The following is a 20,119-nucleotide window of genomic DNA, read 5'->3' on the forward strand; positions in this document are numbered from 1 at the left end:
AGAACGCCGTCAGAGCGGCTGTCAGAAACGGTAGCTGGCAAACAATACCGGGCCAACAGCGGCAAATTGCCACCGTTGTGGTGGTGTTTTTGCCGCCTGTGCTGGCAGCGTGTTTTGCTGGTAAGCCTGCAGTAGCTGCTGACTTTGTTGCGGTGCGGTGTAGATTTTCAGCTCGCTGGCCAGGGTGCCACTGACAAAGGTGGCGATCCCCTGAGCCGTACGTTTCCCCTCGTTCGCAACCACTGCACCGGCGGCAGCATTCACCACCCCCGCCAGCAGGTGATTAATCCAGCTTTGTTCGTATTGTTCCCGCTGTGCTACCTGAGCGAGCCACTGTTCTGCGCGTGCCAGTTTGGCTTGTTGCTGTTGTGGCGTTTGTTGCGGCATGGCCCGCAGCTGGCTGGCGTATTGATGGGTGCGCAGTGGATTCAGCAACATGTCTGCGGCCCCGAGAAAGCTGCTGGTAAAGCCCACGGCTCTGTCGGTCAGACGTGGCTCCTGTTCCGTCTGGCTATAGGCCAGTCCCTGAACGGCAGCCACCGAGGAAAAAAATGTCAGCCAGCCCTGTTGCCACAAGCGTGAATGTTGTTGCTGCTGATCAAAGTGTTGCTGGATAAAGTCGATTTTTTGTTGTGCATCGGCTGCATTGGCCTGGCAGCCCAGTGACAGCATTAGCAGCAGGGTAAGAAATTTCATAACACGTCGTCTTATTATTGTAAGTTATTGTTATCAGGCAGCGGCTATCTAAGCGTAAATCGGTACGAAAGTACATTAAAATCCGGGTTGATGTCATGAAGTGAAAAGATTGCCCGGCTGAGACCATAGTCCCGGTAAATTCCGTTTTATTATTCTCGCCAACAGGCATAATTGCTTTATTACAATAACTTTACCGGAGATCGCTTATGACGCCTGACGGCGCAGAATCAGGTGCTGGAGATAAATCCTTAATCTATCAGGGCCGCAAAGCCAGTCGTGCAAAAAGTGAGCACCGTCGGCGGCTGATCCTGGAAGCCGCTTTACGTATTGTGATCCGAGAGGGGGTTCGTGGCATCCGGCACCGGGCGGTGGCGAAAGAAGCCGATGTGCCGCTGGCTGCAACCACCTATTATTTTAAAGATATCCAGGAGCTGATTGTTGATACCTTCACCCTGTATACCGAAAAAGCCCTGAATGTGGTGAATCGTTTTACTGAGCGGTTTTATCAGCCATTGCAACAGTTGGTGGGTGGTAACCTGGCGGAATTACAGGCCGGCAATCTCAGTGATGAAGCGTTAAATACGATGCTCGATTACCTGGTCGCACAGTTAACTCTGTACGTGCGTGAGCAGGTCGGGGAAGAGCGCGATATGCTGATCGCAGAACAGGCATTCCGCTATGAAGCGATTGTGAATGAGCGTATCCGTGAGCTGGCGCTGATGCATCGCCGGGCGTTGTTTGGCAAGATCGAAGAGTTTATGCAGATGATGTCGTCAGCCACTCCCAGAGAAGACGCTGAACTGCTGTTGGGGTTATTCCATTCGGTGGAATATTCGGCGTTGTTATTAGGCGCTGAAAATACCGATTTTGATCATGTCAGTACGACGCTGAAGCGTCAGTTCTCGTTATTGTTGCCAGCCTTATTGTATAAATAAATGGTCTGAACAATACCTCTCCCGGCCTGTTTTGTCAGGCCGGCCGCACTTTATAATCCTTCAGCCAATCCTTTACGCAACTCTGCCAGACGTTGTTTTTGTTGTTGTTTATCCAGCGGCGTTTCACTTTCCTGTGGCAGGGCTTTGGCGATTTCCAGCTCCAGAGTTTCGCCGGCCTGAATGCGCTGCAACAAAATCTGATAATTTCGCTGAAACACCGGAAACGCTTTTTGTTCCGGGCTGTTGGCGAGAAAATACCAGTCGCTGGCACGGCCGGCGTAATACACCGCCGGATGGCTCCAGTTAAATTCTTTTTTCGGTGATGGCGCGCGACAGGCTTCTATATAAGCAGCGTGGACGTCGGGCAGGCCTAATACCTCTGCAATATCACAACGGGCCACAACTTCATGTACGTTGGGTAAAAAACTGCTTTCTTTAACCGCCTTTTCCGCTGCTTTCATAATGACTTCGCCGCTGTAATCCATCAGCAGCCGCGACCATAAGCGTTTGGCCATGATAAGGGTGTCGTAATCCGGGAACGCCTTTAAAAACTGGTTGTGGTAGTTAAAGCGAAATAACTCAAAAATCTGGTTAATGGCTTCTTTTTGTTCAACCGTGGCTTGCGGGCTGGTGATGGCGCCCGCCGGGTCGTTACCAGCTGGTGTCTTTGAGTCGCCGGACGCTGGCTTCAGCTGTTGCGTAACCCGGTTGATCAGTTGCTTGCTGGCTGTGTCCATGACGAGGGTCTCCCGGATTGGTGGATGGTTGCGCCAGGCGTTTGGCCCACTGTTGTTTTACATATTGCAGGAAACGGCTGTTCCAGCTGTTATGCACCTGGTTGGAATCGCGCCAGTACAATACAAACTCCGGCACCAGGCTGCGAGCGAATTCCGCATCGATATGTCCCATGGATAAAATATCGAAGCAGTCCTGGGCGGGTTGCCAGTCGTCGCTGATGCGGCTCGGCAGGGTGGAGTGTTCAACCGAGGCGCTGTAACGTGCCCATTGCTGACGCACATGCTGAATAAATTTACTGTTCCAGGTTTTAAACGCATCGCCGCGTTCGGCCCAGTACAGCACGAACTCGGGCACGGCGTCCTGAATAAACTGCGGATCAATACCGGCGCGTTGCAGAATCTGGCAGGCATCCTGACTCGGTTGCCAGTGGTTTTCAATTGGCCGCGGCTCATCGGCAACCACGTTAAACGCGCTGCGCTCCCGTACGCCCAGCTGTTGCTGGCGCTGGCGGGCGGCATCATTCTGGGTATACACCCACTGACCTTTTACATACTGGAAAAAACGGTGATTCCAGTCGTTGCGGTTGGCGCCCTGTTCCTGGCCACGCAGAATAAAACTATCAAGTTGGGCCATCGCAAAGGCACTGCTGATGCCATGTTGCTCTAACCGCTTCAGGGTATCTGCGCCCGGTTGCCAGCCCGCCTCCAGTGGCTGGTGGGGCGCTGGCTGGCTGGCTCGTGCTGCGGGTGATGTTGCCGGTCTGGTTGTCTGTGTCGCCGCAGGGCGCTGACCGGCTGATGTATTGCTGGTCTGGCGAAAGTGATAAATCAAGCCTTCGCCATCGGGAAATACCTCACCATGTAACGTCATCAGGCCTTTGTCGATCAGGCTATGCAACACCCGGCGTATGCTCACGTCATCCCAAAACGGTAACTGATTACGTAATGCCTGATTATGCAGCCGGGTCCAGCCGTTGCCCTGGATCACCGTTGCGTCGTTCAGCACCGTCAGCAGGATCGCTTCCTCCAGACCAATGGTGGCCGCCAGAGTGGCAGACAACGCGATGGTTTTGTCAGTCAGTAGCGGATGGCCGGGCATGAACAGCTTCCAGTTAGGCAAGGGTGAAATTACAACCGCGCAGGCTATGGAGCCGTTGCGCTGATCTGCTATTGTACTCACTTTTTACGACAACGCCCATGATCTCAACGGTTTCTCAAACGGCTTCAGCTGCCACAAGCAAACAGTTAACAACCCGTCCGACCTATGCCCGGATTAACTGGGCTAACCTGCGCAGTAACTACCAGATTGCCAAAGCCCAAGCCCCCGGAGCTGCGTATGCCGTGATTAAGGCCAATGGTTATGGCCATGGCATCGTGGCCTGTGCTCGGGCGCTGGGTGAGGCTGACGGTTTCGCCGTAGCCTGTGTTGACGAAGCCATGGCGTTACGTCAGGCCGGCATCAAACGTCCGGTGGTTGTACTGCAGGGGGCCTATTGCAGTAAAGAGTGGCAACTGGCCAGTGACAACGACCTGCAGCTGGTGGTGCAACACCCGCAGCAATTGCAGCAACGGGCGGAACTGGTGTTGCCGAATCCGGTCGCTGTGTGGCTGAAAATTAACTCCGGCATGAACCGTGTCGGCGTACGCGCTGATGAAGCGCAGGCATTGATTGATCTCATCGACGCCGATGAGCAGCTGCAACTCAGGTTGGTAATGACTCACTTTGCCGATGCCGATCAGGGTAGCGATGCTGCGCTGGCAGATGCCATTCAGGTGATGCAATCACAATCCTGGCCGGTACCGCTGAGTGTGTCGAACAGTGCCGCAACCCTGACCGGGTTAGCGTCTGTGCTGGAAACCTCTGACAGTGTCAGTCGCCCGGGAATTTTATTGTATGGCTCGTCACCGCTGCTTAATCAAAGTGCCGCTGAGCTGGGTTTAAAAACCGTGATGACACTGACGTCTCAGGTGATACATATCCACACCATTAAAGCTGGTGAAAAAGTCGGCTATGGCGGCGACTGGACGGCAGAGAAAGACGGCCGCATTGCCGTGGTCGCGATTGGTTATGGTGATGGTTATCCGCGCCAGGCACCGAATGGTACGCCGGTAATGATTAACGGCCATCGTTGCGCTCTCGCCGGACGGGTGTCAATGGATATGATCACGGTGGATATTTCCGCGCATGACGATATTCAGATTGGCGATGCCGTAGAGCTGTGGGGCGAGCAGATTGATGTCGATGATATTGCCGCACGCTGTAACACCATCGCCTATGAGTTATTTTGCCAGCTGACGCCGAGAGTGAAGCGGATTGCGGCTGAGGGTTAGGCTGTTTCAAACGGAACTAAACAAATACATTGTTTCTCAGCCGCCGGATCGTACGGCACGTCCATGTGCCGACGATCCTCGCGCGACGTCGTGTCGCTGCTTTGAAAAACAATCTATTTATTTAATTCTACTATTCAGGAATTTAAAAAATGGACCATTTAAAAATTCGCGATTATTTATTATCCAAACCTGAAGCCTGGGAAGACTTTCCGTTTTATCCGGACGTTGCGGTTATGAAAGTCAAAAACAAAATGTTTGCGACCTTATCCCCCGCCAGCTCTAAAAATTCTGACCCGAATGACGCAACCCCTGATGACAACTTCTATCGTATAAATCTGAAGTGTGACCCACACGAAGCTGTGCAATTACGCGATGTATTTGAATCGGTCGTGGCGGGTTATCATATGAATAAAAAACACTGGAATACCATTATTCTTAACGGCGAAGTACCAATGGGTGAATTGCAGCGCATGATCGATAACTCCTATGCGCTGGTGTTGAAAAGTATGACAAAAGCTGAGAGGCGGTCGCTGGAGACGGCTTACTCAGAAGAGGAGTTGTATGGAGATTTAAGTTATAAATAATACTTCTAATAAATAATTATTAGAAAATTACCTCGTTTCTTATGTTAAGGGATTTTGATCCGGTTTTTACTTTTTGGGCACCGCTTTCATTATTATTATAATTGTCGTTAATTACCCATTGCATTGAATTTCAGGAGTGTTGACGTTGGGTGTACTTGATGTTTTAGGTATGGATTCGTTGTGCGTAAGGGATTTATTATATTGGTGTATTTTTCGATTTTAATAGTATTTTCTTTCTTGTATTTTTTGGAGATAATCGTCAATTAAATGCAGACAGGAAAGATATATCCAAGCCTGCAGAGGTTAAACTCATAGCTCATTTTAATGATTCGAATGATGGGCTAGCAAAAGAAACTTTGGAAGGAATTTGAAATGGAATTATTTAAAAGTTTTTTCGTGGTTGTTATCTGCTTTTTTGTTGTTGAATCATATGTTTTTTCAGAAGAAATAAGAGATTATTATTCGGATCCTGGTATAACCCCGTTTAAGGATGGGGTTGTTTATGGCGACAACGAAAACATTGATACATTTTCTGGGAAATTACAGCTCAAATATAGGGATGTTTATATACCAGGAAATGGTGGGATGGATATTTCTATATATAGAACCTATACCAGTATACAGGCCAAATCATTTCCTCATCGAACACCGTATGGAGTTGGCTGGACAATGCATATGGGCCGTATTGTAACTCCAAAAGCGTATTCTGATCGAGTTTGTAGTCAATCCATGTGGGTGGGGGACACAAGAAAGCTCTTGTTGAAGAGTATTACGAAACGGGCACAATTGATAAAAAGCGTATGAGAAGTCTTGATGCTATTCAGCCAGAGTGCCCTACATGCTCAGCGAAAGAAGGCGCTGATATGCACGATTATCAAGGCAGAAGAAAAAGGATCCAGGGTTATGACGTATCTCGCGATAGAGGATTTGCAGAAAGATGTTTGCAAAAAATATGAGACAAAATTCTTTGCTTCGCCTTCTAATCTTAAGGTTGGTATATCCCTTAATGTTCGCGATGGAATTGTTCCAATTAATGGACTTCGCCACCCACCAGAGGGTGATACAACTGGTTGGTATATTTATGCAGGAGAAGGTGATATTCCTGACGATAATGAATTCTTTAAACCGCTTCATGTTGAGCATCTCGATGAATGGTGCCTTCAGATCAAAAAATACCTCGGCCTCCCGCCTGGCTGGAGATTCCTCATTGCTGGGGGGTATGAGGACGTGTGGTTTGATGAGAGCTTGCTAGATATTTAGTTTGTAACATCGGTTTGTTGTTACAAAGGGTAGAGTAAAAGGCGCTAAACAAGCTTCTAATCTGCCAGGATCATGAAGATGGAGATATCTCTGCAAACATTACATGGAGCTCCTCACGCGATGGATCACTGGGGAGTGGAGAAACCGTCTCTGCTACTTTGAGTGCCGGTACCCACACCATTACCGCTTCAGTAACAGACAGCACGGGAATCACCCCTGCTTATGAAGCGACCATAACCATTATCGTGACACAAGGAGGTGTTGAATAATGAACGTACTGCATACGTTTTTCATTCTTTTTGCATTGATCCTGGCCACTGGCCTGAGCCCTTTGGCTCAGGCCAAAGACCGGGTTCAATATTTCCACAGTGATTTATCCGGCTCACCGGTCGCAGCAACCAACACTGACGGTGAGCTGCTTTGGGAGGAATCCTACACCCCTTTCGGTCAGCGGCTGAAGCAAAGCGCCACCGATAACACCATCGGCTTTACCGGCAAGCCTGAAGAAGCGCACCTCGGGCTGCAATACTTCGGAGCGCGGTGGTATCATCAGGCGAGCGGCCGGTTTATCTCCCGAGACCCTGCCAGCGTGTTAGCACATGTGGAATCGAATCCCATGATGTTTAACCGCTATGCTTACGCCAACAACAACCCGTATCGGTATGTGGATACGGATGGGCGTTTACCCTTCCTGATACCGGTGGTGATTTTTGTCGCCAAAGAACTGGTATCAGAAGGCGTTGAGCAGGTCACCGGCGTGCCGATGCCGACGGTGAAGAATGGCCTGAGGGTAGCGATAAAGCAGGCGAATAAACAGCTTGCCCGGCAGGCGGTAGCACAGTCGAAGCAGGTTGTTCAGGCGACGGCGAAGAAGGGGGGAGCAAAGAGTGTAGATCCCAAAAGTTTAATAAGTCGCCAAGGTCGGAATGAAATGTCTGGAAGTCAAGTTAAAAGGTTGCGGAAAGATATGAAGGCTAATGGCTTCGATCCTAATAAGCCAATCGAGGCGGCGGATGTTGACGGGAAATTGATTATCCTAGACGGACATCATCGTACGAAAGGAGCTATTGGAGCAGGAATTAAAGAGGTGCCTGTTAATATTCAAAAAGCGACTAAAGAACAGGGTGACCAGTTACTCAGAGAAGCCGCTGAGGCAAGATTATGATGAGTAAATATTCTGTAGCTTTTTTGATTCCTCGCGATACAGTTCGATCTTTGTGTGATGATGGCTGGGAATTTAGTAGTGAGAGTAGAATTCCTTCAGAGGTAGAATCGCTATTAAAAAGTGAATTCTCTGAAACAGAAGTCACTCCCGAATATTCGTCATACGAATCAGGCAACGTGATGGTTGGCATATCTAAAGATTCTAGCGGGCAGATAGAAAATGTGTATTTTCGATTTTATGAAGGCCTTAAACCGACACTACCGCTCTTTTTGACGGAATTTTCGCAACTTAATAACTTGGACTTTTTTATCCCTTCGAATTGACTCAGTATACAGCGGCTTAAGCCGCTGTATTTCTTTTTAGCCCTCGAAATAAACGCATCGATAGTTCGGAACAAAGCATCTTGATCACGTTTAGGTAATTGGTCAATGGCTTGAAGTCGATGACTTAACCTTCGATTTTTTACCGCTCCCTTAGCCGCCTTTGGTGGGCTTCTATTAATATCACGCCCGATGCTGAGCCCTGGGGCTGGAATATCTTTGGCACAACTTTACCTCAGTGCGCGGCTGAAAATGGAGCACCGGTTGTCCGTATTATTGAACCGGCTGCGCCAGTCACGCTCACAGAAGGCAGTAGTGTTCAGCTGACAGCTAGCGCTCAGGATCATGAAGATGGGGAACTCTCTGCAAACATCACATGGAGCTCCTCCCGCGATGGATCACTGGGGAGTGGAGAAACCGTCTCTGCTACTTTGAGTGCCGGTACCCACACCATTACCGCTTCAGTAACGGACAGCACGGGAATCACCCCTGTTTATGAAGCGACCATAACCGTTATCGTGACACAAGGAGGTGTTGAATAATGAAAGTACTGCATACGTTTTTCATTCTTTTTGCATTGATCCTGGCCACTGGCCTGAGCCCTTTGGCTCAGGCCAAAGACCGGGTTCAATATTTCCACAGTGATTTATCCGGCTCACCGGTCGCAGCCACCAACACTGACGGTGAGCTGCTTTGGGAGGAATCCTACACCCCTTTCGGTCAGCGGCTGAAGCAAAGCGCCACCGATAACACCATCGGCTTTACCGGCAAACCTGAAGAAGCGCACCTCGGGCTGCAATACTTCGGAGCGCGGTGGTATCATCAGGCGAGCGGCCGGTTTATCTCCCGGGACCCTGCCAGCGTGTTAGCGCATGTGGAATCGAATCCCATGATGTTTAACCGCTACGCTTACGCCAACAATAACCCGTATCGGTATGTGGATCCTGATGGGCGCAGTCCAGTTGGCGCTGCCGGTATACTTGGCGTCATCTATGGTGTATATAAAGTTTCCAGTGTGACTGTTGATGGCCTGAGTATCGCCAGGGACATCTATGTAGGTAACTATATTGGGGCGACGATAACCGCAGTTGGAATGTTGGACCCATCAGGGGCTACCAATAAACTGCGAAATATAAATCGTGGCATGAAGGTTACAAACAAGACAGTCAAGCAGCAGTATCGAGAGTTAGCAGACCAGGCAATTGCAAAAACGAAAACTAATGCTAATCCGACAGTCACTCGAAATGGTAAAGATATTTTTAGGGTGCATAAGCCGGGTAGTGGTCATGGTGACAAAGTTACTCAAAATGTTATGAATGGCCCTCCGGGAAATAAAACTTTCCCAGGGACAAAAGATGTTAATGTGCGAGCTTCGCATAATAGGAAGCTTCAAAAGGCACTTAATCGCGAAGGTGGTTATGAATTGCGATACAGAAACGGAAAAATTGTTGAGTAATGTTTACTGTTTTGATCTGTGGAAATATAAAAACTGAAAAGTTGGCAGTGTTCTCTGAGGAGATCGCTGCCATTTCTCGTGGCGCTAATTACTATCCTATTGAAATCTCAAAGCCATTTGGAGAAGAGCCACTGGATTCTGAAGTTTCTGGTGGTGCTTCTCAGTTTTATAGTGCTATGAATTGTAATTACATGGTTTATTTAAACTGCCTTCCTGAATCAAATAAAAAAGTAAAATATTCTTGCTCTGAAATATCTGATGATTTAACTGACTATTTTGTGAAAGCAAAAAATCGTTCTGAGTTTCTAGAGTTTGTTAAAAGTTTGGCTGAGGCGTCAATAGTAGATATGACTGAAGAGTTGTATTTGGTTTTTTCTGACGAGTGGGATGAAGGTCAGGATGTACGTTTAATCGAGAGTGATCTCGATGGCGTAGTCAGTTACTTCACTGATAATAATGGTTGGGATCTATGGTTGTATAATGTCGCTAATCGTACTTATGTAACTAAGCACCATTACATACCATTGGTTTTTAAAGTTTTTTGATGGCCTAAAGCCCATATTTTCGGGCTTTTTTAATGTTCAGCTTGTTATATCACCGTCTCTAATATCTCACTGACAAACTTCTGTTTAGCTCTTGGCGGTTGCCTGACCTGCTCAACCTGCTTTAGCAAATTAGATTCAATATTCCCACAGTGATTTATCCGGCTCACCGGTTGCGGCCACCAACACTGACGGTGAGCTGCTTTGGGAAGAATCTTACATCCCCTTCGGAGCGCGGTGGTATCGTCAGGCGAGCGGCCGGTTTATCTCTCGGGACCCTGCCGGCTTATTAGCGCATGTCACGATTCAGACCCGATTGAAAGCCCTCTGAATGCTATTCAGAGGACTTTTTTATTTATTAAGCGTTAATGAGATTAATACAACGACGTCCAGTCAATCTTTAACATGCCTTCGCGCACACGCTGAGGGTGGTTGCCGACATCAATGCGTTTGATTTCTTCACCGGTTTCATAGTTGATTACTGAAACCTGATCGGTGGCGCTCCAGGAGATCAGGCAGTTTTCACCGGAGCGGTCGGTGACGGCCCAATAGGGTTTTTCGCCCAGCCCTTCGAGGATGGTGTATTCAAAGGTTTCACGGTCAACGATGGCGGCGTAGTCGCTCATGGTACCGGCAACACACAGTTTTGCGTCATCGTCACTCATGGCCAGGCCATGATGGGCAGAATCATTGACGTAGCTGATTTTAGGTGTGTGTGGAATCAGGTTGGGTAATTCGGCTAAGCGAGTTACCTTTTCGGTCTCCATATCAAATTCCACCAGTCCATGCAGGAAGGATAACTGGAAGTAGAAATAGCGATAATCACTGGTGTGTGCCATTGGGCGGATGACCGGACTCAGATGGCCTAAACCAGCTTCTTCCAGCTTTCCTTTGATATCAAAGTCTTTGATGATTTCTTCAGTTTCGGTGTCGTACACCAGGAATTTGCGTTCACCGCGCGTCGATTCACGCAGCAGCTGGCCGTCAAAAGGCATAAACACATAACCAATACTGGAGTGATAGATGCGTTTACCGTCGTCGGAGTAGAGGTTTTCGTGCGGTGAATTGCCGGTCGGGAAACGGCCCTGTTCTTCACCGCTGTAAACATCCAGCAGATGTACCACATTGCCGGTGGAGGCCGACACGGCTACCTGAGTGCCATCCGGCGATAACGCCATATGATCGGCACGGTCGCCGTCGACTTCAAAGCGCCAGACGATGTCGCCGTTATCCAGATCGAGTGCGACTACATCGGCAAAACTCGGGCGTGAAACAATTAACAGTTCTCCGTCCGGGGTGCTGTACATATCATCAACAAACTGGTCGTTGCCTTCACCGATCAGATTACGGATGCCGAGGAAAATAATGTGTTTATCCGGGTGGCTCCACAGGTATTCCATGCGTTGCTGGTAATCAGGAATGGCGTTGATCCGCCCCAGGATGTCGTAGTTATCGCCATCGATCACATCGATCGTACCGTCCCAGTTGTTGCCAACAAAAATGGCCGGACGTAAGCCGTCGGGGTATTGATCCGGGGTTCCCGGCTCGGTCGGTTGTGGCTCAACCGGTTCAACCACCGGTTCGGGGATTTTAAACAGCCAGCGCAGCCAGCTGGCGAAATCGGCTGATGCCGGGGCACTGGAGAAGGTCAGAAGTCCGAACAGGAGCAATCCTGTGATTTTGCTACGCAGTGAGTTCATACCGTTACCTTTTATTATTTGTTGTTGTCGTTGTCGTTGTTGTTGTTGTTGTTGTTGTTGTTTTAGCGGGCCGTAGCGCTGGTTAGCGCAGCTGCACCGGCAACAGAGTAGCGTCAGGGTGTGATTAACGGCTGTGCAAAGTGTGAAATCGCAGGTTTTGCAGTGTAAATGGCGGAAATGGTCAGGTTTTAACCAATTGGCGTCTCCGGCGGGCAATCAATGCTAGAATGGCGGCTGATTTCTTTATTACGGATACAACCTTTTGACTGGCAAAACCGATTATCTGCACGGCATTACTCTGGAAAAACTGTTGACCGAGCTGGTTGAGGTTTACGGCTGGAAGACGTTGTCGGGCTGGGTGCGCATTAACTGTTTCCGCAGTGACCCGAGTATTAAGTCGAGTCTGAAGTTTCTGCGTCGTACGCCCTGGGCCAGAGCTCAGGTCGAAGCGGTGTTTATTGCCTACAAAGAGGGTAAGGATAACAGCCAGATCGCGGCGATTATCAAACAGATGGCCGGTTTTTCATCGAATAAAAAACCGGCCGCCGCCGCCACTGGTCGCGGCAAAGTGAACCCCTGGGGGAGCAGGTCTTAAAGGTCTGCGTGACCATCAGGATAACGGTAGATTTCCTGTTCCAGTTTATCGATAGCCTGCATCAGTTGCTGCGATACCTGTTCCAGCTGGGCCATGATTGGACGGGCCATTTCTACACATTTTTGTTGCTGTCGTTGCTCTCCGCCCAACAGGCGGCTGAAAGTACCTGACTTTTTCTCCAGCATGACATCAAAAATCTGCCGGTAGAGCTGATGCAGCTCTTTGTGCAGGGCATCGATGTCGCGGTAACCCGGCACATCCCCCAGCGTTTCAAGCTGGCTGAAATACCATTGTCCGAAGTTGCATTCGGTGTGGTTCACCGGTGCTTTTCGCTGATGTCCTGCAGATGGTTGGGGGCACTGAGGATCGACTGCGCATAAGTTCGCCAGCGAATATGGCCACTGCGTGCCAGGCGAAGTTGTTTGAGAATGTCTTGCTTATTCATTATATAACCTGCTGGTAATGGATGGGCGGATGGTAGCAGATGTCTGCTGACTATTTTAGTCGCGCGTATCCGCTCACCGGGCTGACTGAATGAATCCTGACCCGCTGCTTGTCAGCGGCGAAATATTCGCCCATTCGGGTGTAAAAAACGGCTAAACAAATTTACCCCGGCGGCCTGTTCTGGTATTCTGCCCTCCCATCTTGAGTGAAGCTTTTGCAGCTCCGATCCACCGAGGTGGCGACCCTGCAAAGTCTTCCGAAAACTATTCATCTTCTCGTTCTGCGGACCTTCTATGACACGTTTTATTTTTGTCACAGGTGGTGTTGTTTCTTCTTTGGGGAAAGGCATCGCTTCTGCTTCTTTGGCTGCCATTTTGGAGGCTCGTGGCCTCAAGGTGACCATGCTCAAGCTGGATCCATACATTAACGTCGATCCGGGTACCATGAGCCCGTTCCAGCACGGTGAAGTATTCGTGACGGAAGACGGTGCTGAGACTGACCTCGACCTGGGTCACTATGAACGTTTTATCCGTACCCGCATGTCGCGTCGTAACAACTTTACCACCGGTCGTATTTATACCGATGTACTGGCCAAGGAACGTCGTGGCGATTACCTCGGTGGTACGGTACAGGTGATCCCGCATATCACCGATGAAATCAAACGTCGTGTACTGGAAGGTGCCGAAGGTGCCGATGTGGCGCTGGTGGAAGTGGGTGGCACTGTGGGTGATATCGAATCCCAGCCATTCCTGGAAGCGGTACGCCAGATGAAGGTGGAGCTGGGCTCCAAGCGGGCTCTGTCGCTGCATCTGACGCTGGTGCCTTATATTGCTACCGCTGGCGAGACCAAAACCAAGCCAACTCAGCATTCTGTGAAAGAAATGCGCACCATTGGCCTGCAGCCAGACGTGCTGATTTGCCGCAGCGATCACACTATCGATGCTTCGTCGCTGCGTAAAATTGCGTTGTTCACCAACGTTGAAGAACGCGCTGTGATTCCGCTGGAAGATGCCGACACCATTTATAAAATCCCGGCCATGCTGAATAAAGCCGGCCTGGATGAGCTGATTGTTGAAAAGTTCGACCTGACCTGTAACGAAGCTGATCTGTCGGAATGGGATGCGGTGGCGGATGCCAAGCTGAACCCGGAGCGCGAAGTGAATATCGCCATGGTTGGCAAATACATGGATCTGCTGGATGCGTATAAGTCGCTGATCGAAGCGATCGATCACGCCGGCATCGCGCATAAAGTGAAGGTCAATATCGACTACATCGATGCTGAAGATATCGAACGTAAAGGCAGTGAATTGCTGAAAGGTAAAGATGCCATCCTGGTACCCGGTGGCTTCGGCAACCGCGGTGTGGAAGGTAAAATCCGCACCGTTCAGTATGCCCGCGAAAACAAAATCCCGTTCCTGGGTATCTGTTTAGGTATGCAGAGTGCCGTGATTGAATTCGCCCGTAATGTTGTGGGCTGGAAAGATGCGCACTCCTCAGAATTCAGCAATGATACACAACACCCGGTGGTCGGCCTGATTACTGAATGGACCGATGCCTCTGGTAACACCGAAACGCGCAGCGAAAATTCAGATTTGGGTGGTACTATGCGTTTGGGTGGCCAGGAGTGTCGCCTGACGGAAGGCTCCAACACTGCGCTGGCTTACGGTTCTGATGTGATTGTTGAGCGTCACCGTCACCGTTACGAAGTGAACGCCAACATGATTGCCGATCTGGAAAAAGCCGGTTTACGCATCGCAGGCCGCTCCATCGACGGCGATCTGGTGGAAGTCGTTGAGGTGGAAGATCATCCATGGTTTGTGGGTTGTCAGTTCCACCCGGAATTTACTTCCACCCCACGCGACGGTCACGGTTTATTTAAAGCATTTATCGCTGCTGCCATTGAGCAAGCGAAATAAGCGGCAAAGCATTTTTTACGGAGAAATAGTATGGCTAACATTATCGACATCAAAGCACGCGAAGTTCTGGATTCACGTGGCAACCCAACCATTGAAGCTGACGTTACCCTTGAAGGTGGTTTCTTTGGTACTGCATGTGCGCCAAGTGGTGCCTCGACCGGCACCCGTGAAGCTCTGGAACTGCGTGATGGCGATAAAAGCCGTTACCTGGGTAAAGGTGTTCTGAAGGCGGTGGAAAATGTTAATACCACCATCAAGTCTGCCCTGATGGGTATGGACGGTACCGATCAGCGCGCTCTGGATAACAAAATGCTGGAGCTGGATGGCACTGACAACAAAGCCAACCTGGGCGCTAACGCCATTCTGGCAGTTTCGCTGGCGGCGGCCAAAGCGGCTGCGAAAGCAAAAGGTGTGGAACTGTACCAGCACATCGCTGACATCAACGGTACTGCCGGCCAGTACTCTATGCCGGTACCAATGATGAACATCATCAACGGTGGTGAGCACGCCGATAACAACGTTGATATTCAGGAATTTATGGTTCAGCCAGTGGGCGCGCCAACGTTCGCTGAAGCGCTGCGTGCCGGTGCTGAAATCTTCCACAGCCTGAAAAAAGTGCTGTCTGCTCAGGGCCTGAATACAGCCGTGGGTGACGAAGGTGGTTTCGCGCCGAACCTGGCATCCAACGCCGACGCTCTGGCAGCGATTAAAGAAGCGGTTGCCAACGCAGGTTACGAGCTGGGTAAAGACACCACGCTGGCGCTGGATTGTGCCTCTTCTGAATTCTACGTTGATGGCAAATACGACCTGAAAGGTGAAGGCAAAGTCTTCTCTGCAGAAGAATTCTCCGATTACCTGGCCGAGCTGTGTGACCAGTACCCAATCGTTTCCATCGAAGATGGCCAGGACGAGTCGGACTGGGCAGGCTGGAAATACCAGACTGAAAAACTGGGTGCAAAAGTCCAGCTGGTGGGTGACGACCTGTTCGTAACCAACACTAAGATCCTGGCAGAAGGCATCGAAAAAGACATCGCTAACTCCATCCTGATCAAGTTCAACCAGATCGGTTCTCTGACCGAAACGCTGGAAGCGATCAAGATGGCAAAAGACGCAGGTTACACCGCGGTGATTTCTCACCGTTCCGGTGAAACCGAAGACACCACCATTGCCGATCTGGCGGTAGGTACCTGTGCTGGTCAGATTAAGACCGGTTCTCTGTGTCGTTCTGACCGTGTGGCTAAGTACAACCGTTTGCTGCGCATTGAAGAGCAACTGGGTGCCAAAGCACCTTACAATGGCCTGAAAGAAATCAAAGGTCAGCAGTAAGTTAATCTGCTATAAAAAACGGGCTCAACGGCCCGTTTTTTTATTGGCAATGTGTTAAGTGTTGGCGAAAGTTATGTCTGCTCCTGTTATTACCCGACCCTGGTTTCAGACGGCGGCGGTGGTTACCGCGCTGTTATTGTTGCTCGTATTGCAATACCGTTTGTGGTTTGACGATACCGGCGTATTGGCTAGCCGTGACCTGCAGCGGAAGACTGAGCAACTGCGGCAGGACAATGAGGTGCGGCAGAATCAGAACCGGGCGTTGTTCGCGGAAGTGAAAGATTTAAAAAGCGGCAGCGAAATTCTGGAAGAAAAAGCCCGTGAAGATCTGGGGCTGGTGCGTTCCGGCGAAACATTTATTTTATTTGTCGATCCGGAGCAGCCATGAGTGTCAGCCGTTGCTGGGCGGTTGTGCCCGCTGCCGGGGTGGGCAGCCGGATGCAGGCCGAGCGGCCAAAACAATACCTGCCGTTACACGGCCGTTACCTGATGGACCACACGCTGGAAACCTTGTTGGGTTATAAGCGTTTCGAACAATTGGTGGTGGTATTATCCGAACAGGATCCTTATTGGTGTGACAGCGAATTTGCCGGTGATGCCAGAATTATCCGTGCACCTGGCGGCTCGGAACGTTGTTATTCGGTGTTAAACGGTTTGCGCGCATTGCAGGACCTGGCCGCCGCCGACGACTGGGTAGCGGTGCATGATGTGGCCCGACCGTGTTTACGCCACAGCGATCTGGATGCCTTATTCGGTGCGCTGCAAAATACGGCGGCGTGTGGCGCTATTCTGGCGTCTCCGACGCGCGATACCATGAAGCGCGGCGTGTTACACGCGGACGGTACGGTCGCCATCGACCATACCGTGGAGCGTACTCAGTTGTGGCATGCGTTAACGCCCCAGGTATTTCGCTACCAGGAATTAACTCAGGCTCTGGAATATTGCCTGGCACATCAACTGGAAGTCACGGATGAAGCCTCCGCGCTGGAGCAACGGCAGCGCTCAGCACTGCTGGTAGAAGGCCGGGCTGATAATCTTAAAGTGACCCGCCCCGAAGACCTGGCATTAGCCGGATTGTATTTAACCCCTGGTAAATAGAGATAAACATGCGTATCGGACACGGTTTTGATGTTCATAAATTCGGTGACGGTGATTTTATTACCCTGGGCGGAGTACAGATAGCCCACGATAAAGGCCTGATTGCACACTCCGATGGTGATGTGGCGTTACATGCGCTGGCCGATGCCATTCTGGGCGCTGCGGCGCTGGGGGATATCGGTCAGCATTTTCCCGATACCGATGAAACTTACGCCGGCGCCGATAGCCGGGTGTTATTACGGCATGTCGTGGCTCTGGTGCGTGATAAAGGTTACCGGCCGGGTAATGTGGATCTCACGGTTATTGCTCAGGCTCCTAAAATGGCGCCTTATATTCAGACGATGCGGGAAAATATCGCTGCTGATCTGGGAGTGCGGCTGGATGACGTTAACGTGAAAGCGACCACCACTGAAAAACTCGGCTTTGAAGGTCGTAAAGAAGGCATCTCAGTGCATGCCGTCGCATTGTTAATGGTGGATGATAACGCCTTATGACTACTTCCTTGTTGCCGGACTGGCCAACCTTATATCCGGCCAGTGGCGCCAGCGGCTGGCTGAAATTACATAATGAAGACTTTGTGGTGGTGGAAATGCCACAAACGTTACCCGCCGGCGATGGCGAACACATCTGGCTGGAAATCGAAAAAAGTGGCGTTAATACCGGCTGGATTGCCAAACAACTGGCAGAGCTGGTGGGCGTTAAAGAAATGGATATAGGTTACGCCGGGTTAAAAGATCGTCATGCGATTACCCGCCAATGGTTCAGTATTTATCTGCCACGGGTACCGATGCCGGATTTTTCGTCACTGGAAAAAAACGACGCTGACGAAACCATCACCATTCTGCAGCAGACCCGCCACAGCAAAAAACTGCGCCGCGGTGAATTATTGGGTAACCGCTTTGAAATCCGGCTGCGCGATATCGTTGGCGACCGCCAGGCGGTGGAAAACAATCTGGAAAAAATCAAACAGGGCGGCGTACCGAATTACTTTGGTGCCCAGCGTTTTGGTCATGACGGCGGCAATATTGATGCCGGTCGCCGGATGCTTAACGGTGAGCTGACAGTAAAACACCGTGGCAAAAAAAGTATGTATCTGTCGGCCGTGCGGTCGTTGTTATTTAACGAAGTGCTGGCCGAGCGAATTCGTCAGGGTAATGTCGGCCGGCTGATCAGCGGAGATATCGCTGCCGATCTGCCGGTGGCGGGTGATGCTGTCGCTACCGCACCTTTATGGGGACGTGGCCGGCTGGCGACAACGGATGAGGCGCTGGCGCTGGAGACCGCGGTGGTCGAGCCTTATGCCGACATCTGCGATGGCCTGGAGCACCGGGGATTAAATCAGGAGCGCCGGGCATTACTGGCGGCAGTGGAAAACTTCAGCTGGCAGTGGTTGCCGAGTGAAGTGCAGAAGTCCGCCAGCCATGAAAATGCCTGGCGTGGTACTTCCGGTCATGATTTAACGCTCTGTTTTTCGCTGGCAAGTGGGTATTATGCCACCTCCGTCATTCGCGAGCTGCTGACGCCGCTGGAAAAAACACCGCGCTACCGCGCCAGCTGACTACCACAAGGAGAAACCATGAAACTGATGCTTTCCAACGACGATGGTGTTCATGCACCGGGGTTGCAGACGCTGGCACAGGCGCTGGAGGCAGCAGGTCATGATATTCATGTTGTTGCTCCTGATCGCGATCGCAGTGGCGCCAGTAACTCGTTAACACTCGACCGGCCATTGCACCCGATTCATCTGGATAATGGTTATATCAGCATCAATGGCACCCCCACCGACTGTGTGCACCTGGGGGTCAACGCCTTCTATCTGGACCAGTGTCAGCGGGTGATTGCCGGAATTAATGCCGGTGCCAATCTGGGTGATGATGTGTTGTATTCCGGAACGGTGGCGGCAGCGATGGAAGGTCGTTTTCTGCAACAAACTCCGGTCGCCGTGTCGTTGTGCGGTAACCGCCACTTTGTCACCGCAGCACGTGTTGTTATCGAATTATTGCCACGGCTGGAACAGCTTACCTTACCGCCGAATTCGGTCATTAATATCAATGTCCCTGATCGCTCCTACGAGCAGTTAAATGGGTATGCCGTGACCCGCCTGGGCCATCGCCAGCGTTCCGATAATCCGGTGTTAACCACCAATCCGCGTGGTAAAGAGTGTTATTGGATTTCCGCCGCCGGAGACGTTGCCGACGCCGGGGAAGGCACTGATTTTTACGCCATTGAGCAGGGTAAGGTGTCGGTTACCGTGATTCAGATGGACATGACATTGCACAATGCTCAGCCAGCTCTGGCTGCACATTTTCAGGATCTGATTCGGTAGTGGGATAAATCAGTGAACGAACAATATTTCGCCGGCATTGGCATGACTTCACAACGTACCCGCAACCGGCTGGTGGAGCGGTTACGTGAGGCAGGCATCAAAAACGAGGATGTACTGCAGATAATCGCCACGACGCCGCGGCATTTTTTTGTCGATGAAGCGTTAGCCCATCGTGCCTATGAAGATACGGCGCTGCCCATTGGTAATGGCCAGACTATTTCTCAGCCGTATACCGTTGCCCGTATGACCGAAGTGTTACTGGCGGCCGGGCCCCTGAACAAGGTACTGGAAATCGGTACCGGTTCCGGCTACCAGACGGCGGTGCTGAGCCCGCTGGTAAAACGTCTGTACAGTGTTGAGCGGATCGAAGCGTTGCATAACAAGGCTGCTTCACGCATCGCAGCCCTGAAGCTGCGTAATGTTCGCCTGGCGTTATCGGATGGTACCTGGGGCTGGCAGGAAAAAGGCCCTTATGATGGCATTCTGGCCGCTGCGGCACCGGAACAGGTGCCGCAGTCTTTGCTCGATCAGCTGGCCGATGGTGGCCGTATGGTATTACCGGTTGGCAGCGAGCAGCAAAAACTGGTGTTAATCACCCGGCGCGGTGAACACTTTACCCGCAAAACGCTGGAACCCGCGCGTTTTGTTCCTTTTCTGTCAGGCATTCAGCGCTGACCCATGTCTATTT

Annotated in this window: 25 protein-coding genes; 19 read left to right on the forward strand and 6 right to left on the reverse strand. The window is 50.7% G+C overall.

The features are described from left to right. Positions 1–21: 21 nt before the first annotated feature. On the reverse strand, positions 22–696 hold the full coding sequence (locus ACFOMG_RS00580; RefSeq protein WP_376864156.1) for a hypothetical protein: 675 nt from the start codon (positions 694–696) through the stop codon (positions 22–24). Between the two features lie 206 nt (positions 697–902). On the opposite strand from ACFOMG_RS00580, the gene ACFOMG_RS00585 reads away from it, so the two are divergent. After that, positions 903–1,631, forward strand: coding sequence for a TetR/AcrR family transcriptional regulator (locus ACFOMG_RS00585; RefSeq protein WP_376864157.1), 729 nt, complete (start codon positions 903–905; stop codon positions 1,629–1,631). 50 nt (positions 1,632–1,681) lie between these two features. On the opposite strand, the gene ACFOMG_RS00590 is transcribed toward ACFOMG_RS00585, so the two are convergent. Together ACFOMG_RS00590 and ACFOMG_RS00595 are read right to left on the reverse strand one after the other, a co-directional pair. Beyond that, positions 1,682–2,368 (reverse strand): replication protein P, encoded by a 687-nt coding sequence (locus tag ACFOMG_RS00590; protein WP_376864158.1) that lies wholly within the window; start codon positions 2,366–2,368, stop codon positions 1,682–1,684. Next, positions 2,283–3,467, reverse strand: coding sequence for a DnaT-like ssDNA-binding domain-containing protein (locus tag ACFOMG_RS00595; protein ID WP_376864159.1), 1,185 nt, complete (start codon positions 3,465–3,467; stop codon positions 2,283–2,285). Before ACFOMG_RS00595 ends, ACFOMG_RS00590 begins: the two co-directional genes overlap by 86 nt. Positions 3,468–3,565: 98 nt before the next feature. Here ACFOMG_RS00595 and alr point away from each other — a divergent pair, with 98 nt between their 5' ends. From alr to ACFOMG_RS00640, 9 genes are all read left to right on the forward strand, one after another. Then, entirely contained in the window at positions 3,566–4,699 is a 1,134-nt protein-coding gene (gene alr / locus ACFOMG_RS00600) for an alanine racemase (RefSeq protein ID WP_376864160.1), read from the forward strand. A gap of 149 nt (positions 4,700–4,848) precedes the next feature. Continuing rightward, a complete protein-coding gene (locus ACFOMG_RS00605; RefSeq protein ID WP_376864161.1) occupies positions 4,849–5,283 on the forward strand; it encodes an MmcQ/YjbR family DNA-binding protein in 435 nt (144 codons plus the stop codon). A 372-nt stretch (positions 5,284–5,655) separates the two neighbouring features. Continuing rightward, positions 5,656–6,087 (forward strand): hypothetical protein, encoded by a 432-nt coding sequence (locus ACFOMG_RS00610; protein WP_376864162.1) that lies wholly within the window; start codon positions 5,656–5,658, stop codon positions 6,085–6,087. 99 nt (positions 6,088–6,186) lie between these two features. Next, positions 6,187–6,543, forward strand: coding sequence for an immunity protein Imm33 domain-containing protein (locus ACFOMG_RS00615; RefSeq protein ID WP_376864163.1), 357 nt, complete (start codon positions 6,187–6,189; stop codon positions 6,541–6,543). A 268-nt stretch (positions 6,544–6,811) separates the two neighbouring features. Continuing rightward, the gene (locus ACFOMG_RS00620; RefSeq protein WP_376864164.1) at positions 6,812–7,708 is read left to right on the forward strand and encodes an RHS repeat-associated core domain-containing protein; all 897 of its coding nucleotides are present in this window, start codon (positions 6,812–6,814) and stop codon (positions 7,706–7,708) included. Continuing rightward, complete coding sequence (locus tag ACFOMG_RS00625; RefSeq protein ID WP_376864165.1) at positions 7,705–8,031, forward strand: hypothetical protein; 327 nt, start codon at positions 7,705–7,707, stop codon at positions 8,029–8,031. Before ACFOMG_RS00620 ends, ACFOMG_RS00625 begins: the two co-directional genes overlap by 4 nt. A 269-nt stretch (positions 8,032–8,300) precedes the next feature. Beyond that, positions 8,301–8,570 carry a hypothetical protein gene (locus ACFOMG_RS00630; RefSeq protein WP_376864792.1) on the forward strand — a complete coding sequence of 90 codons (270 nt, stop codon included), beginning with the start codon at positions 8,301–8,303 and terminating at the stop codon, positions 8,568–8,570. Further along, entirely contained in the window at positions 8,570–9,484 is a 915-nt protein-coding gene (locus ACFOMG_RS00635) for an RHS repeat-associated core domain-containing protein (RefSeq protein WP_376864166.1), read from the forward strand. The genes ACFOMG_RS00630 and ACFOMG_RS00635 overlap by 1 nt, the downstream gene beginning before the upstream one ends. Then, a complete protein-coding gene (locus ACFOMG_RS00640; protein ID WP_376864167.1) occupies positions 9,484–10,029 on the forward strand; it encodes a hypothetical protein in 546 nt (181 codons plus the stop codon). The genes ACFOMG_RS00635 and ACFOMG_RS00640 overlap by 1 nt, the downstream gene beginning before the upstream one ends. Before the next feature lie 371 nt (positions 10,030–10,400). Here the strand turns inward: ACFOMG_RS00640 and ACFOMG_RS00645 are convergent, their stop codons facing one another. After that, positions 10,401–11,726 carry a YncE family protein gene (locus tag ACFOMG_RS00645; RefSeq protein WP_376864168.1) on the reverse strand — a complete coding sequence of 442 codons (1,326 nt, stop codon included), beginning with the start codon at positions 11,724–11,726 and terminating at the stop codon, positions 10,401–10,403. A gap of 262 nt (positions 11,727–11,988) precedes the next feature. On the opposite strand from ACFOMG_RS00645, the gene ACFOMG_RS00650 reads away from it, so the two are divergent. Continuing rightward, positions 11,989–12,321 (forward strand): VF530 family protein, encoded by a 333-nt coding sequence (locus tag ACFOMG_RS00650; RefSeq protein ID WP_376864169.1) that lies wholly within the window; start codon positions 11,989–11,991, stop codon positions 12,319–12,321. Here ACFOMG_RS00650 and ACFOMG_RS00655 read toward each other — a convergent pair. Beyond that, entirely contained in the window at positions 12,318–12,641 is a 324-nt protein-coding gene (locus ACFOMG_RS00655; protein WP_376864170.1) for a CZB domain-containing protein, read from the reverse strand. The two genes, ACFOMG_RS00650 and ACFOMG_RS00655, sit on opposite strands and share 4 nt — an antisense overlap. Next, the gene (locus ACFOMG_RS00660; RefSeq protein WP_376864171.1) at positions 12,638–12,766 is read right to left on the reverse strand and encodes a hypothetical protein; all 129 of its coding nucleotides are present in this window, start codon (positions 12,764–12,766) and stop codon (positions 12,638–12,640) included. Before ACFOMG_RS00660 ends, ACFOMG_RS00655 begins: the two co-directional genes overlap by 4 nt. A gap of 292 nt (positions 12,767–13,058) precedes the next feature. Here ACFOMG_RS00660 and ACFOMG_RS00665 point away from each other — a divergent pair, with 292 nt between their 5' ends. From ACFOMG_RS00665 to ACFOMG_RS00700, 8 genes are all read left to right on the forward strand, one after another. Then, positions 13,059–14,681 carry a CTP synthase gene (locus tag ACFOMG_RS00665; protein WP_376864172.1) on the forward strand — a complete coding sequence of 541 codons (1,623 nt, stop codon included), beginning with the start codon at positions 13,059–13,061 and terminating at the stop codon, positions 14,679–14,681. Between the two features lie 30 nt (positions 14,682–14,711). Then, the gene (gene eno / locus ACFOMG_RS00670; protein WP_376864173.1) at positions 14,712–16,007 is read left to right on the forward strand and encodes a phosphopyruvate hydratase; all 1,296 of its coding nucleotides are present in this window, start codon (positions 14,712–14,714) and stop codon (positions 16,005–16,007) included. Positions 16,008–16,080: 73 nt separating this feature from the next. Beyond that, positions 16,081–16,395 carry an FtsB family cell division protein gene (locus ACFOMG_RS00675; protein WP_376864174.1) on the forward strand — a complete coding sequence of 105 codons (315 nt, stop codon included), beginning with the start codon at positions 16,081–16,083 and terminating at the stop codon, positions 16,393–16,395. Further along, entirely contained in the window at positions 16,392–17,105 is a 714-nt protein-coding gene (ispD, locus tag ACFOMG_RS00680) for a 2-C-methyl-D-erythritol 4-phosphate cytidylyltransferase (protein WP_376864175.1), read from the forward strand. Before ACFOMG_RS00675 ends, ispD begins: the two co-directional genes overlap by 4 nt. Before the next feature lie 8 nt (positions 17,106–17,113). Next, a complete protein-coding gene (ispF, locus tag ACFOMG_RS00685; RefSeq protein WP_376864176.1) occupies positions 17,114–17,599 on the forward strand; it encodes a 2-C-methyl-D-erythritol 2,4-cyclodiphosphate synthase in 486 nt (161 codons plus the stop codon). Then, a complete protein-coding gene (truD, locus tag ACFOMG_RS00690; RefSeq protein WP_376864177.1) occupies positions 17,596–18,663 on the forward strand; it encodes a tRNA pseudouridine(13) synthase TruD in 1,068 nt (355 codons plus the stop codon). Before ispF ends, truD begins: the two co-directional genes overlap by 4 nt. 18 nt (positions 18,664–18,681) lie before the next feature. Further along, a complete protein-coding gene (surE, locus tag ACFOMG_RS00695; protein WP_376864178.1) occupies positions 18,682–19,431 on the forward strand; it encodes a 5'/3'-nucleotidase SurE in 750 nt (249 codons plus the stop codon). Between the two features lie 42 nt (positions 19,432–19,473). Next, the gene (locus tag ACFOMG_RS00700; RefSeq protein WP_376864793.1) at positions 19,474–20,106 is read left to right on the forward strand and encodes a protein-L-isoaspartate(D-aspartate) O-methyltransferase; all 633 of its coding nucleotides are present in this window, start codon (positions 19,474–19,476) and stop codon (positions 20,104–20,106) included. Positions 20,107–20,119: the final 13 nt, after the last annotated feature.

The sequence above is a fragment of the Bacterioplanoides pacificum genome (assembly GCF_042648445.1).
In the GTDB taxonomy this organism is placed as follows: Bacteria; Pseudomonadota; Gammaproteobacteria; order Pseudomonadales; family Oceanobacteraceae; genus Bacterioplanoides; species Bacterioplanoides pacificum.